The sequence below is a fragment of the Streptomyces auratus genome (genome assembly GCF_050433025.1).
In the GTDB taxonomy this organism is placed as follows: domain Bacteria; phylum Actinomycetota; class Actinomycetes; order Streptomycetales; family Streptomycetaceae; genus Streptomyces; species Streptomyces sioyaensis.
Map to the genome: position 1 here is coordinate 735,366 of NZ_JBNGCB010000001.1, position 14,326 is coordinate 749,691.

Here is a 14,326-nt window from a genome sequence, read left to right on the forward strand (position 1 = left end):
CCACCGCCCGGCCGGGGCCCGCCCGCGGAAGGGAGTCGGCCATGTCGGATGCGACGACGACCGACCTGTACGAAGTGACCATGGCCCTGTCGTACCTCCGCGAGGGCATGACGCAGCCGGCGACCTTCAGCTGCTTCGTGCGGGCGCTGCCGCCGGACCGGGGCTTTCTGATCGCCGCCGGGGCCGAGACGGTCCTCGACTACCTCTCCGGCTTCCATCTCGGACACGAGGACGTCGAGGTGTTCGCCGAGGCGCTGCACCGGCCGGCCGAGGAGCTGGCGTCGCTGCTGGACCTGCGCTTCACCGGCGAGGTCCGGGCCGTGCCGGAGGGGCGTGTGGTGCTGGCGGGTGAGCCGCTGCTGGAGATCACCGCCCCGCTGCCGCAGGCGCAGCTCGTGGAGACCTTCGTACTCAACCACCTCAGCCACCAGACGGCCATCGCCTCGAAGTGCATCCGCTGTGTGATCGCCGCGCAGGGATGCGACCTGGTGGACTTCTCGCTGCGGCGTACCCACGGGCCCGCGGCCGCCCACCAGGTGGCCCGGCTGGGAGCCATGACCGGTTTCGCGGGCACCAGCAATGTGGCGGCGGCGCACGCCGAGGATCTGACGGCGGTGGGCACGATGGCGCACTCGTACATCGAGGCGTTCGAGGACGAGGAAGCGGCCTTCACCGCGTTCGCGCTGTGCCATCCCGGTCCGGTGACGTTCCTGGTGGACACCTACGACACCGAGTCCGGCGTCGCGGCGGCGGCGCGGGTGCTCAACGGGCTGGGGCGCGGCGACGGATCGGCCATCCGTCTGGACAGCGGTGACCTCGCGGAACTCGCCCGCCGGGCCCGCGCGATCCTCGACAACGCGGGGCTTCCCCAGGTGCGCATCGTCGCCAGCGGCGGGCTGGACGAATACGCCGTGCACGACCTGAGGCGCGCGCGGGCGCCGATCGATGTCTACGCGGTGGGCACCCGCGTCGGGGTCAGCGCGGACGCGCCCGCGCTGGACTCGGCGTACAAGCTGGTGGCCTACGACGGCCGCCCGGTGATGAAGCTGTCGGCGGCGAAGCTGACCGCCCCGGGCCGTAAGCAGGTCTTCCGCCGGCCCGGCTGCCACGATGTGCTCAGCCTGGCCGACGAGCCGCTCCCCGCGGGCAGCACCCCGCTGCTGGAGACGCTGATGCGCGACGGCCGGCGCAGCACGGCGCGCGGCCGGCTCGACGACGCCCGGCGGCGGGTCGTGGCCGATGTCGCGGAGCTGCCCGCCACGGCCCGCTCCATCCGGTCGCCGCGCGCCGTGCGGCCGAAGATGTCGCGGCGGCTCTCCACCCTGACCGAACGCGTCCGGCGGCGGATCGAGCGGGAGGTACTGGCCCCGTTCGGCACACACGCCTGAGCCCGCGGGGACATTTGTCCGTACCGTCGTGGCATGGCGGAGAAGCAGCGCGGCAACGGGCCCCGGAAGCTGTCCCGGTCGCGGTACGAGCAGGAGCTCTACCGGCTGCAGACGGAGCTGGTCAAGCTCCAGGAGTGGGTACGCAGCGAGGGGGCCCGGCTGGTCGTGGTCTTCGAGGGGCGGGACGCGGCCGGCAAGGGAAGCACGATCAAGCGGGTCACGCAGTACCTCAACCCCCGGGTGGCGCGGATCGTGGCGCTGCCGCGGCCCACCGAGCGGGAACGCACCCAGTGGTACTTCCAGCGCTATGCGGAACACCTTCCGGCGTCGGGCGAGATGGTGCTGTTCGACCGCAGTTGGTACAACCGGGCCGGTGTCGAGCGGGTCATGGGGTTCTGCACACCGGCCGAGCACCAGCGGTTTCTGCGCCAGTGCCCGGTCTTCGAGCGGATGCTGGTGGAGGACGGGATCCTGCTGCGCAAGTACTGGTTCTCGGTGAGTGACGAGATCCAGGAGCAGCGTTTCCGGCGCCGCGCGGAGGACCCGGCCCGGCGCTGGAAGCTCTCCCCCATGGATCTTGAGTCGCTGACCCGCTGGGAGGAGTATTCGCGGGCCAAGGACGAGATGTTCGTCCACACGGACATCGCGGAGTCCCCCTGGTACGTCGTCGAGAGCGACGACAAGCGGCGGGCCCGGCTGAACATGATCGCCCATCTGCTGTCGACCGTGCCCTACCACGAGATCGCCCCGCCGGCGCTGGAGTTTCCGCCGCGGCCGGCGGCCACCGGCTACCAGCGGCCGCCCCGGGACCTCCAGACGTATGTGCCCGATCATGCGGCCCGGCTGGAGCAGTGAGGCACGGGCGTCAGAGGTGCCGCGGTACGACCGCCACGGGGCAGGCGGCATGGCACAGCGCGTGGTGCGCCACCCGGCCGGGCTGGAGCCCGAAGTGGCCGTGGCGCCGCTGTACCCCCACCACCAGCAGATCCGCGGCGGCCGCGCGGTGCACCAGCACCTTGTGGGCCGGCCCCTCGACGGTGGCGCGGCGCACCCGCACCGCCGGGTGCTCCCCGGCCGCCTGCGCCAGCGCCTCGTCCAGCAGCTCCGCCGCCCGCTCCTCCCGGACGTTCCGGGAGCCCCCGGCGGGCGGCGGGGCCTCGTCGGTCCCGTGGGCGGGGAGCGGCCAGGCGCAGACGGCCACCAGCAGGCACTGGCGGGCCTCGGCCTCGCGGAAGGCGAAGCGGGCGGCCGTCGCGGCCGTGGCCGGGTCGTCGATCCCGAGGAGGATGCGCCCGTGCGTGCCCGCCAGTCCGGCGGCGTCGCCGCGCACCACGATCACCGGGCACTTGGCGCGGGCCGCCACCGTCAGGCCGACCGATCCCAGCAGCAGACCGGCGATCTCGCCGTGCCCCCGTGACCCCAGGACCAGCGCCGAGGCGTGGAGTCCCTCGTTGAGCAGGGTGGTGACCGCATCGCCGGGCAGCACCTCCGCCGTGATCGTGACCTCCGCGTTCCGCCGGCGGGCGTGGGCGGCGGCGGAAGTCACCACGGCCTCCTCCAGCACCTGCTCGCCGGGGCGTTCCGCGCCCTCGGCGAGCGCCGCTGCCTCGTAGTGCTCCCAGCTGGAGGCGTGCACGATCCGCAGCGGGAGCCCGTGGCGGGCCGCCTCGTCCACCGCCCAGTCCAGTGACCGGACGGCGGAGTCCGACCTGTCGGTCCCCACGACCAGCGGATGCTCCATCACCGCCACTTCCTTCCGGGCATCGGCGACGAGGTGGTGCGTACTGCCACGGTCGCACCGTGCGCTGCGGTGTGCACGATCCGCAGGGGCGGCTGCCGGGGCCGCCCGCGAGCCCTGCCGCGCCGGCCGGCCTGCACCGTCGGGCCGCCCCCGTACGCACCGCCGTACGCACCACGCGGCCCGTGCCCCGGCCCCCCGCGGCCCGCGGCCCGCGCCCCGAACAGCCACCCGACAGGGCCGTTCGGCCCCTCCTTCCCGTCCCGCACGGCGTGCCACGGTCGGGGCAGAGGCAGGGGGTGGTGCGTGATGGCTCTGGGCACGCTCCGGCCGTGGCGGCGTGGTCCACTGCGCCGGCGTTCGGATGTGGCGGAGACCTGGCTGGCGCTGGTCACCGGCGTGCTGATCGTGGTGGGCGCACCGGCCGCCGGGCTGGCGGCCGCCCACGCGGTGGACGACGGTGCCGCACGGCGGCCACCGGGCCGGCACACCGTCTCGGCCGTGCTGACCGAGGACCCGCCGGCCCGCATCGGGGTGGACACCTCCGGGGGCCTCGGCACCCGCACCCACGCCACGGTGCGCTGGACGGCCGCCGACGGCCGGACCAGGACGGGAATGACGACGGTGGCACCGGACCTGCGGGCCGGCGACCGGACGTCCGCCTGGCTCGACCGCCACGGGAGCCTGCTCCGCGACCCCGTCACACCCGGCCGGGCCAGGAGCGAGAGCATCGCGGTCGGCACCGTGACCGCGACCTCGGCCGGTCTGCTGCTCTTCGGCGCCGAGCGCGCCGGCCAGGCCCTGCTGAACCGCCGGCGCTATGACCGGTGGGAGCGGGAGTGGGCGGCCGAGGACCCCCGGTGGGGGCGGCCGGCGGCGTGACGCACGGCGGGGCCCACCGGAGAGGGTTGCGGGCCGTCCGTGCGGCGCGCCCCCGGCCCGTAGCCGTGGTGCCATGGAAGGGACACTCCGACGAACGGAACCGTCACCATGACCGGTGCGCCGTCCCTGGCAGCGCCGCTGCGCTCGCTGCGGGCCGTGGTCTTCGACACCGACGGGGTCATCACCGACTCCGCCGCCGTGCACGCCGCGGCCTGGAAGGACGCCTTCGACGCGTGTCTGTCGGCCGCGGGCGGGCAGCGCCCCTTCGATCCGGTGGACGACTATCTGCGGTACGTCGACGGCCGCGCGCGGGAGGACGGGGCGACCGCGTTCCTGCGCTCCCGGGGCCTTGAGCTGCCGCTCGGCGAGGTGGACGACGTCCCGGGCACGGCCACCGTCCGCGCCGTCGCGGCCCGCAAGGACGAGCTGTTCACCGCGCGGCTGCGCACCCGTGCCATCGCCACCTGGCCCGGCACCGTGCGCCTGCTGCACGCGCTGCGGGACCAGGGGGTGCCGTGCGCCGCGGTCTCCGCGTCCCGCCATGCGACCGAGCTGCTCTCCGCGGCCGAGGTGCTGCCGCTCTTCGAGGCCGTGGTGGACGGCAATGAGGCGCACCGGCTGGGGCTGCCGGGCAAACCCGACCCGGCGCTCTTCGTGGAGGCGGCACGACGGCTGGGGGTCCCGGCTCATGACACCGCCGTGGTGGAGGACGCCCTGGCCGGTGTCGAGGCCGGCCGCCGCGGCGGATTCGGCCTGGTGGTGGGCGTGGACCGGACGGGCGCACCGCACAGCGCCGCGGCCCTGCGTCGGCGCGGCGCCGATGTGGTGGTGTCCGACCCCGGCGAGCTGCTGCGCTCCGGGGAGGGCGGATGACGCGCGCGTGGACCTGGTCGTACGAGGGGTACGACGCGGACACGGAACGGCTGCGGGAATCGCTCTGTGCGCTCGGCAACGGCTACTTCGTCACCCGCGGCGCGGCCTCCGAGGTGCTCTTCGGCCCGGCGCACTACCCGGGCACCTATGCCGCCGGCTGCTACAACCGGCTCACCTCGACCGTGGACGGCCAGACCGTCGAGAACGAGGACATGGTCAATCTGCCCAACTGGCTCCCGCTGCGCTACCGGATCTGCCCCGCCGACACCGCTCCCGGCCCCTGGCTCTCCCCCGACCACGCCCTTCTGACGGAGCACCGGCAGACCCTGGACCTGCGGCACGGCACCCTGACCCGCTGGTCGTGCTACGAGGACGAGGCCGGCCGGCGCCTGAGCGTGGAACAGTGCCGGCTGGTGCACATGGGAGATCCCCATCTGGCCGCGCTGCGCACCTGTTTCACCGCGCACGGCTGGTCGGGGGCCGTAGAGGTGGAGTCCGGGATCGACGGCGCGGTCCGCAACGCCGGCATCGCGCGCTACCACGGTCTGGCGGACCAGCATCTGACGGGCTGGGACACCGGTGACGAGCGGCCGGACATCGTGTGGCTGAGCTGCCGGACCCTCGACTCCGACATCCGGATCGCGCTGGCCGCCCGGACCCGCGCCTCCGCCGGCCGCGGCGGGATGCCCCACCCGCAGCTCTCCGCCCTGCAGGCCTTCCACTCGCTGGTGCTGCCCGTCACCGCCGACGTCCCCTCGGTGGTGGAGAAGACGGTGACGCTGTACACCTCCCGCGACCCGGCGATCGACAGCCCGCTGCACGCGGCGGTGGACGGTGTGGTCCTGGCGCCGCACTTCCGGCAGCTGCGCGCTTCGCACCGCCGTGCCTGGGAGAACCTGTGGCGGCAGGCCAAGCTGGAGGTCCCCGGGGAGGCCGGCGGCATCCTGCGGCTGCACCTCTTCCATCTGCTGCAGACCCTCTCGCCGCACACCGCGGAGCTGGATGTCGGGGTGCCGGCCCGGGGGCTGCACGGTGAGGCCTACCGCGGGCATGTCTTCTGGGACGAGCTGTTCGTGCTGCCGTTCTTGAACCTGCACCTCCCGCAGGTCTCCCGGGCCCTGCTCGACTACCGCTACCGGCGGCTGCCCGCCGCCTGCCATGCGGCACGGGAAGCCGGCCGTGCCGGGGCGATGTACCCGTGGCAGAGCGCCGGTGACGGCCGCGAGGAGACCCAGCAGCTCCATCTCAACCCGCGGTCGGGGCGCTGGCTGCCCGATCACTCCCGGCTCCAGCACCACGTCGGATCGGCGATCGCCTACAACGTGTGGCAGTACGGACAGGCCAGCGGCGACACGGAGTTCCTGCACACCAGGGGCGCGGAGATGCTCGTGCAGATCGCCCGCTTCTGGGCGTCGGCCGCGGACTGGGACGCCGCCCTCGGCCGGTACCGGATCCGCGGGGTGGTCGGTCCCGACGAGTACCACGACGGTTATCCGGACGCCGCCGAGCCGGGGGTGGACGACAACGCCTACACCAATGTCACCGCGGCCTGGGTGCTGCTGCGCGCCCTCGATCTGTGCGGCACGCTCCCCGAGGCCCATCAGCGGCAGCTGTCCGAACGCCTCCAGCTCGACCCGGAGGAGCCCGAGCGCTGGGACGACATCGCGCACCGGCTCCATGTGCCCTACCACCAGGGCGTGATCAGCCAGTTCGCCGGGTACGAGAAGCTCGCCGAGCTGGACTGGGACGGCTACCGGCAGCGTTACGGGGACATCCGCCGGCTGGACCGGATCCTGGAGGCGGAGGGCGACACGGTCAACCGCTATCAGGCCTCCAAACAGGCCGATGTGCTGATGCTGGGCTATCTCTTCTCGCCGGCGGAACTCGCCTCGGTGTTCCGCCTGTTGGGCTGTCCGCTCGACGACGACATCTGGCGCGCCACCGTCGATTACTACCTGCACCGCACCACGCACGGCTCCACGCTCAGCGCCCTGGTCCACGCCTGGGTCCTGGCCCGGGTACACCGTCCCGACGCCTGGACGTACTGCGAGGAGGCGCTGACCGGGGACGTGGCGGACGTCCAGGGCGGCACCACCGCGGAGGGCATCCACCTGGGCGCGATGGCCGGCACCCTGGATTTCGTGCAGCGCGGCATGACCGGCCTGGAGACCCGTGACGAGGCCCTCTGGCTCGATCCGGCGCCGCTGCGCGAGCTGTCGAAGTTCGGGGTGCGCTTCCGCTACCGCCGCCACTGGGACATCGATCTGCGCATCCGTCCCGAGCAGGTACGGATCGCGGTACCGGCCTCCGAGAACCCCCCGGTGCGGGTGAGGCTGCGCGACCGCTCGTTCGCGCTGGCCCCCGGTACGTCCCTCCGGCTCGACCTGCCCGAGGAACGCTGAGGGCGGGGCGGTGGCCCGGCCCGTCCCGTGGACGAGCCGGGCCACCGCCGGTCGCAGGGCTCCGTCAGCGTCGCAGCGGACCCTCACAGCTGAAGTCCGCGGTGCCGGCCCGGCCCGAGGACCAGACGTCGGTGGGCCCGAAGGAGCAGTTCATGTCGTTGAAGTTGTTCCCGGCGGGCTTGGTGCGCTCCAGGATGAAGTAGTCGACGGTGTCGGACATGTCCTTGAAGATCTGGTCGGGGCTGCCGGAGTTGCCGAGGTTGGCGGTGATCCGGCCGGTGCACAGGAAGCGGCCCATGCCCGGGTCGCCCTCGTCCTTGCAGGTGGGCGTGTTGGCGGTGGCGGCGGCGAAGGCGCTGCGGACCTCGTCGGGGGTGGCGAACTTCAGCGAACCGTTGGGGGTGAACGCCGTGTTCGGCACATAGAGATCGTCGAGGTGGGCGATCTGGGTGTCGAGGAACGCGTCGTACTGCTGCTGGAGCCCCACGTCGGACCCCATGCGGTTGCGCCAGTCGTCGAACGCGGCCGGGTCGTCGTCCCGCAGATGCCGGTACATCTCCTGGAGTTTCGCCGGGTACTGACGCCACAGGAACTCGAAGAACGTCCCGGCGTAGGAGTAGAACCGGAAGCCGTCCCCGTCGTAGGTCGCGTGCAGCAACTGATTGATGGTCATGCGGGGTTTGCCGCCGGCGGTGTCCGCGATGATGTCGCGGACGAGGGACTTGCGTACGGCGATGCCGTGGTCGCGGGTCGAGCCGTCGAAGAACTCGGCGCTGCCCTCGTCCATGGCGGTGGTGCGGTCGCCCTGGTACCAGGGGCCCTCGCCGAAGAAGCCGGGTACGGCGAAGCGGCCGTTGAGGTAGTGCGTGTACTCGTGCCGGAAGAGCTCTTCGAGGGTGAGGCTGGAGTCCTGGGGGACGCGGCGCTGGTAGGTGTAGAAGGTGGCGCCCTGCTCTATGTAGACGCCGCCGTTGTTCGTGCCCATGCCGGTGAGCAGCGGGTGGTAGACCTCGTAGTCGCGGCGCGAGGCGTACAGGACGATGGTGAGCGTGGTGTTGGGGTCGCCGGCCAGCGGCGTCTCGGTGCCGATCACACGGTGGAACTGGGCCCTGACCTGCTTGGACGCATAGTAGAGCTGGTCGACGACGGCGCGGTCGAGGGCGGTGCGGACCTTGATGCCGCCGTTGTCGTAGGAGTACGTGTGCGGGAAGATCCGCTTTTCGATGTCCTCCTTGCACACGGCGTAGGGCTTGCAGGCGTCGAAGTAGTTGAGCCAGCTCGCGACCTTGGCCCAGGGCTCGCTGCCGTCGCCGAAGTTCTGCACGACGGGGCCGAGCAGGGCGCCGAGGTCGGCGATGATGGCCCGCTTGAGGGAGGCGATCTCACCGAAGCGGCCGTACTCCCCGAGCGCATCGCGGACGACCCAGGCGTTGGGCGTGTCCTTGAGGTGGGTGTACTTGGCGAAGGCCTGGAAGACGGCGCGGTAGCCGGGGTCGGTGGCGGCCGCGTACTGGAAGGCGGTGTCCTTGTTGCCGGGGTAGACACCCAGGTAGTTCACGGAGAGCGCGGCGAGGGCGGCGTTGCCCCAGGCCGGGTCCTTGTGGGTGGCGGTGTGCGCGGGGTCCATGGTGGCCAGGACCCGCTCGATCAGGTCGAGTTGATGCTGCCGCAGCCCCGGGGCGCTGGCGGCGTAGAGGGCCTCGCGCAGGGTGTCGGCGTTGGTGCGGGTGACGTCGAAGGTGCGGGCCGCGGTGCCGAAGGCGTCGACCGCGCGCCGTACGGCGTCGACGGTCGGGGCGTCGGTGGTGTCGATCTCGTCGTGCGAGAAGTCCTGGTAGGCCACCGCGTGCAGGTACGTGAACATCTCGTACAGGTGGCCGGCGTTCTTGCCGTCGTGGGCGGCGGCCAGGCCGGTGATGCGGCGCGCCACGGCCTGGACGTGCGCGTCGGACATGACCGGGATCAGCCGGGGGTCCCAGGTCCACAGGAGGCTGCGCAGACAGACGTCGGCGGTGACGGCCGGGTCGGCGAGGAAGTCCGCGAACTGCTCGGGGCTCAGGCCGGTGATGCCGTCGAGGGTGCAGGGCGCGACGGCGGATCTCCCCTGGTGCGGCGCGGTGGGCGGTCTGGTCTGCGGGCCCGGGATGCCGTCCCTTCCGACGAGGGAGCGGGGCGCGGGCACGGGAGCTGCGGCGAACTTGGGTGCTCTGGCGAGGCGTTGGACCTGGTCGAAGGGGTTGTCGGTCGGAACCGACGGCCGGGTGGCGGACGGTTGCGCCTGGTGCGGTCGCGCGGGGAGGACGGACGGGTGGGACACGGCGGCCCGGGCCGGCTGAACGCTGGGCAGGGCGAGGCTCGCCGCGAGGCTCGCGACCAGCAGGATGCTGCGCGGCAAACGCGAAGGGGGCACCTGAACCTCCGGAAGGGGGTGGGGGGTTGAGTGAGAGCGAGGCGAGGGGCCTTCACTCCACGAGGTGTGACCCATAACATAGTAATGTGAAATTGCACTGACAAGGCTTCAGGAACTTTCTTTCCCGGAGGTGTACACACATGACCTTGCGCCCCGCCCAACTCCACACCGGGAGCCACGACTTGCCGGTGTCGAGCGCCCTCGCGGACTTCATGACCGGCGGATGGGCCACGCCCCCGCTCCCGGCCGGCACCCGCGTCCCCGGCTTCGCGCACTTCGCCGGCCGCCGGGCCCGCCTCGCCGCACGCTTCCCCGGCGAGCGGTTGCTCGTCCCCGCCGGGGAGTTGCGGGTCCGCTCCCACGACTGCGACCACCGCTTCCGGCCGCACAGTGCGTACGCCTGGCTGACCGGGCTGACCGGCGAGGACCAGCCGGGCCATGTCCTGGTGCTGGAACCGGACGGCGAGGCGGTGCTGTATCTGCGGCCGCGGTCGCCGCGGGACGCCGACGGCGCGTTCTACCGGGACCGCAAGTACGGCGAGTTCTGGGTGGGCCGCCGCCCCGACCTGGTCGAGGCCGAGCGGCTCACCGGCGTGCGCTGTGCGCATCTGGACGGCCTGGCGCCCCACCCGTCCGACCGGAATGCCGCCCACGACGCCGAACTCGCCACCGTCCTCAGCGAGTTGCGGCTGGTGAAGGACGCCTGGGAGGTGGCGGAGCTACAGCAGGCCGTCGATCACACCGTCACCGGCTTCGAGGATGTCGTACGGTCCCTGCCCGCCGCCCTGCGCCACCCGCGCGGCGAGCGCTGGATCGAGGGGGTCTTCCAGCTGCGCGCCCGCGCCGAGGGCAACGGCACGGGGTACGAGACCATCGCCGCCGCCGGCGCGCACGCCTGTGTCCTGCACTGGATCCGCAACGACGGCCCGCTCGACCCGGACCAGTTGCTGCTGCTCGACGCGGGGGTGGAGACCGACTCGCTGTACACCGCCGACATCACCCGCACCCTGCCGCTGTCCGGGCGCTTCTCCCCCGTGCAGCGCCGGGTGTACGAGCTGGTGCTCGCCGCCCAGGACGCGGGGATCGCCGCGCTCAAGCCGGGCGCCAGCTTCCGCGACTTCCACCGGGCCTGCTCGGGCGTCCTGGCCGAGGGCCTGGCCGACTGGGGCGTGCTGCGCATCCCGGCCGCCCAGGCACTCGCCGCCGACAGCGGTCTCCACCGGCGCTACACGCTGTGCAGTTCCGGCCATATGCTCGGCCTCGATGTCCATGACTGCGGCCGGGCCCGCGCCGAGCAGTATCTGGACGGCGTCCTGACCGAGGGGCAGGTACTGACGGTCGAGCCGGGGCTCTATCTCCAGCCCGACGACGAGACCCTGCCGCGCGAGCTGCGCGGCATCGGGGTCCGTATCGAGGACGACCTGGTGATCACCGCGGACGGTGCCCGGCTGATGTCGGGCGGGCTGCCGCGCACCGTCGACGGGGTGGAGGAGTGGATGGACGGGCTGCTGGCCGGGAACGTCTGACCCGGGGCGGCCGTCCCCGGGCTCGGCCGCCCCGGGTTCGGTTCAGCCCTGGCGGTCGCGCAGTTCCGGCACGGGTGGTTCCGCCCGCGCCTGGGCCCACAGCGAGCGGACATGGCCGAGGTGGCGGGCCATACAGGCCTCGGCCGCCTCGGCATCGCCGGTCAGCATCACGTCCAGGAGTTCCACGTGTTCCTCGGCGGAGGGCAGCAGCTGGTTGCGCTCGTCGAGGCGGGTGAGGCCGTAGAGACGGGAGCGCTTGCGCAGTTCGCCGACCGTTTCGACGAGGCGGTCGTTGCCGCTGAGGCCGAGCAGCGCGAGGTGGAAGCGGCGGTCGGCCTCCAGATATCCGATCAGGTCGTGCGCGCGGGCGGCGGCGACGATCTCCAGGGCGGCCGGGCGGAGGGCTTCGAGCTGTTGCCGGCCGGCGGTGCGGGTGACCCGGCCGATGACCGGGACCTCGATCAGTGCCCGGATTTCGGTGTACTGATCGAGGTCGCGCTCGCTCACCTCGGTGATCCGGAAGCCCTTGTTGCGTACCGGTTCGACCAGCCCCTCCCGGGCCAGATCGAGCATCGCCTCGCGCACCGGGGTGGCGGAGACACCGAAGTCCGCGGCGAGGCCCGGGGCCGAGTAGACCGACCCCGGGCGGAGTTCGCCCGCTATCAGGGCCGCGCGCAGCTGATGGGCGACCTGATCGCGGAGTCGCTCCTGCGCGGTGATCAGGCTGCGGTGCTTGAGTTCACCCATCGTGGTCCTCCGAGTTGCTGCGGAGTGCCAGCGTACAATGTCACGTTGCGTGAATGGCCTGGTGGCGGCAGCGGCCAAGCCGCCGCCCCCGTCCGGCGTTCAGAGCAGGAACCCCGCGGGGAACGGGTCGGCCGGATCGAGGAAGTACTGCGCGGTACCGGTCACCCAGGCCCGCCCGGTGACGGTGGGGACGACGGCCGGCCGCCCGCCGACCGTGGTCCGGCCCACGAGCCGGCCGGTGAACTCGGTCCCGATGAAGGACTCGTTGACGAAGTCCTGCCCCAGGAAGAGTTCCCCGCGGGCATGCAGCTGCGCCATCCGCGCGGAGGTGCCCGTACCGCAGGGTGAGCGGTCGAACCAGCCGGGATGGATGGCCATCGCGTGCCGGGAGCGGGTGGCGTTCGATCCCGGTGCGGCGAAATAGACGTGCTTGAGGCCGCCGATCCGCTCGTCCTCGGGATGGACCGGCCGGTCGGTGGCGTTCACGGCGTCCATCAGGGCGAGTCCGGCGGCCAGGATGTCGTTCTTGCGGTCCCGGTCGAAGGGCAGCCCGACGCTGTCCAGCGGCAGGATGGCGTAGAAATTGCCGCCGTAGGCGAGGTCGTAGCTGAGCGTGCCGTATCCGGGGACGGTGACCTTGCGGTCGAGTCCGGCGCAGAACGCGGGCACGTTGGTGAGGGTGACCGCCGTCGCCGCCCCGTCCGTGACCTGCACCTCGGCGGTGACCAGCCCGGCCGGGGTGTCGAGGCGCACCGTGGTCACCGGTTCGACGACCGGCACCATGCCGGTCTCCACGAGGACGGTGGCCACCCCGATCGTCCCGTGCCCGCACATCGGCAGATAGCCGGAGACCTCGATGAACAGGACGCCCCAGTCGGCGTCGGGGCGGGTCGGCGCCTGGAGGATCGCCCCGCTCATGGCGGCATGGCCGCGCGGCTCGTACATCAGCAGCGTGCGGATGTCGTCGCGGTGTTCGGCCATGTACAGCCGGCGCTCGGCCATGGTGGCGCCGGGGAGGGTGCCGATGCCGCCGGTGATGACGCGGGTGGGCATGCCCTCTGTGTGGGAGTCGACGGCATGGAAGACGTGGCGGGTGCGCATGGGTTTCCTCTCAGTGGTGGCCGTCGGCGAGGAGCTTCTCGGTGGCGGCGCGGAGCTGGGCCGACTGCGCGGCGGGGAGCGGGAAGCGGGGCGGGCGGGTCGGGCCGCCGCGGTGTCCGGCGAGGTCCATCGAGAGCTTGATCGCCTGCACGAATTCGGGCTTGGAGTCCCAGCGCAGCAGCGGGTGCAGGGCCCGGTAGAGCGGCAGCGCGGCGTCCAGGTCCCCGGCGACGGCGGCCCGGTAGAGGGAGCCGCAGGCCTCGGGCAGCGCGTTCGGGTAGCCCGCGATCCAGCCGACCGCGCCGGCCAGGGCGAGTTCGAGGAGGACGTCGTCGGCGCCGATCAACAGGTCGAGCTCCGGGGCGACTTCGGCGATCTCATAGGCCCTGCGGACATCGCCGCTGAATTCCTTGACGGCGACGATGCTGCCGTCGGCATGCAGGTCGGCGAGGAGGCCCGGGGTGAGGTCGACCTTGGTGTCGAAGGGGTTGTTGTAGGCGACGACGGGCAGCCCGACCGCGGCCACCTCGGCGAAGTGGGCGCGGACCGCTGCCGGGTCGGCGCGGAAGGCGTTGGGCGGCAGCAGCAGGACGGATCCGGCTCCCGCCTCGGCGGCCTGCTCGGCCCAGCGGCAGGCGGCGGCACTGTCGTACGCGGAGACGCCGGGCATCACCCTGTCCCCCGCGCCGGCGGCCGCCACTGCGGTCCGGACGACCTGGGCGCGCTCGTCGTCGGTCAGCGTCTGGTACTCCCCGAGGGAGCCGTTGGGAACGACGCCGTCGCAGCCGGCGGCGAGCAGCCGGGCGACCTGGGCGGCGTACGCGTCGTGGTCGACGGAGAGATCGTCGCGGAAGGGGAGGGTGGTGGCGACCATGATGCCGTGCCACGGGCGGGTACGGATGACCATGTGCAGTCTCCTTCTATGAGGTGTGACATTTTACTGACCTGTGGCGGATTGCCAAGACCACAGATCCGAACCGGCATTACTCTCGCGCGAGTTCGCCCAGCGTGACGGCCGGCCGTGACCCCCTCGCAGCGGCAGACCCCACGAGGGTGAGTTCGGCGCGTACGGCACCCCGGGGGCGACAGGGGCCGACCCGGCCAGGAGCCCGGAGCGAGGGACGTAGCCGGAGCCGAAGCCGGAACCGGAGGGTCGATGTGCGGAATTCGTTGACTTGTGGGTCCATAGCGACGAATTACCGCTCCATCTAGCGAGTGAGCCACGGGATCAGTAGAATCCCGAAAAAGGGCCGGCCGCC

At 72.4% G+C, this 14,326-nt stretch carries 11 protein-coding genes; 6 read left to right on the forward strand and 5 right to left on the reverse strand.

Annotated features, from left to right (window positions below; genetic code table 11):
* Positions 1 to 41 precede the first annotated feature (41 nt).
* Together BKA18_RS02935 and ppk2 are read left to right on the forward strand one after the other, a co-directional pair.
* A complete protein-coding gene (locus tag BKA18_RS02935) occupies positions 42 to 1,388 on the forward strand; it encodes a nicotinate phosphoribosyltransferase (protein WP_366045965.1) in 1,347 nt (448 codons plus the stop codon).
* Positions 1,389 to 1,421: 33 nt separating this feature from the next.
* Positions 1,422 to 2,243, forward strand: coding sequence for a polyphosphate kinase 2 (gene ppk2 / locus BKA18_RS02940; RefSeq protein WP_366045967.1), 822 nt, complete (start codon positions 1,422 to 1,424; stop codon positions 2,241 to 2,243).
* A 10-nt stretch (positions 2,244 to 2,253) separates the two neighbouring features.
* Here the strand turns inward: ppk2 and BKA18_RS02945 are convergent, their stop codons facing one another.
* Positions 2,254 to 3,129: a universal stress protein gene (locus BKA18_RS02945; protein WP_366045968.1), complete on the reverse strand. Its 876-nt coding sequence runs from the start codon at positions 3,127 to 3,129 to the stop codon at positions 2,254 to 2,256.
* A gap of 306 nt (positions 3,130 to 3,435) precedes the next feature.
* On the opposite strand from BKA18_RS02945, the gene BKA18_RS02950 reads away from it, so the two are divergent.
* The 3 genes from BKA18_RS02950 (at position 3,436) to BKA18_RS02960 (ending at position 7,283) form a co-directional block, all read left to right on the forward strand.
* The gene (locus tag BKA18_RS02950; protein ID WP_366045969.1) at positions 3,436 to 4,008 is read left to right on the forward strand and encodes an Rv1733c family protein; all 573 of its coding nucleotides are present in this window, start codon (positions 3,436 to 3,438) and stop codon (positions 4,006 to 4,008) included.
* Between the two features lie 108 nt (positions 4,009 to 4,116).
* Positions 4,117 to 4,881, forward strand: a complete 765-nt coding sequence (locus BKA18_RS02955) for an HAD family hydrolase (RefSeq protein WP_366045970.1) — start codon at positions 4,117 to 4,119, stop codon at positions 4,879 to 4,881.
* Positions 4,878 to 7,283, forward strand: coding sequence for a glycoside hydrolase family 65 protein (locus BKA18_RS02960; RefSeq protein ID WP_366045971.1), 2,406 nt, complete (start codon positions 4,878 to 4,880; stop codon positions 7,281 to 7,283). Before BKA18_RS02955 ends, BKA18_RS02960 begins: the two co-directional genes overlap by 4 nt.
* Before the next feature lie 64 nt (positions 7,284 to 7,347).
* Here the strand turns inward: BKA18_RS02960 and BKA18_RS02965 are convergent, their stop codons facing one another.
* The gene (locus BKA18_RS02965; protein ID WP_366045972.1) at positions 7,348 to 9,678 is read right to left on the reverse strand and encodes a collagenase; all 2,331 of its coding nucleotides are present in this window, start codon (positions 9,676 to 9,678) and stop codon (positions 7,348 to 7,350) included.
* A 155-nt stretch (positions 9,679 to 9,833) separates the two neighbouring features.
* On the opposite strand from BKA18_RS02965, the gene BKA18_RS02970 reads away from it, so the two are divergent.
* Positions 9,834 to 11,219, forward strand: a complete 1,386-nt coding sequence (locus tag BKA18_RS02970) for an aminopeptidase P family protein (protein WP_366045973.1) — start codon at positions 9,834 to 9,836, stop codon at positions 11,217 to 11,219.
* Between the two features lie 42 nt (positions 11,220 to 11,261).
* On the opposite strand, the gene BKA18_RS02975 is transcribed toward BKA18_RS02970, so the two are convergent.
* The 3 genes from BKA18_RS02975 to BKA18_RS02985 form a co-directional block, all read right to left on the reverse strand.
* Positions 11,262 to 11,966 (reverse strand): GntR family transcriptional regulator, encoded by a 705-nt coding sequence (locus BKA18_RS02975; RefSeq protein ID WP_366045974.1) that lies wholly within the window; start codon positions 11,964 to 11,966, stop codon positions 11,262 to 11,264.
* A 99-nt stretch (positions 11,967 to 12,065) separates the two neighbouring features.
* Positions 12,066 to 13,067 carry a proline racemase family protein gene (locus BKA18_RS02980; RefSeq protein ID WP_366045975.1) on the reverse strand — a complete coding sequence of 334 codons (1,002 nt, stop codon included), beginning with the start codon at positions 13,065 to 13,067 and terminating at the stop codon, positions 12,066 to 12,068.
* 10 nt (positions 13,068 to 13,077) lie between these two features.
* On the reverse strand, positions 13,078 to 13,974 hold the full coding sequence (locus BKA18_RS02985) for a dihydrodipicolinate synthase family protein (protein ID WP_366045976.1): 897 nt from the start codon (positions 13,972 to 13,974) through the stop codon (positions 13,078 to 13,080).
* Positions 13,975 to 14,326 lie beyond the last annotated feature (352 nt).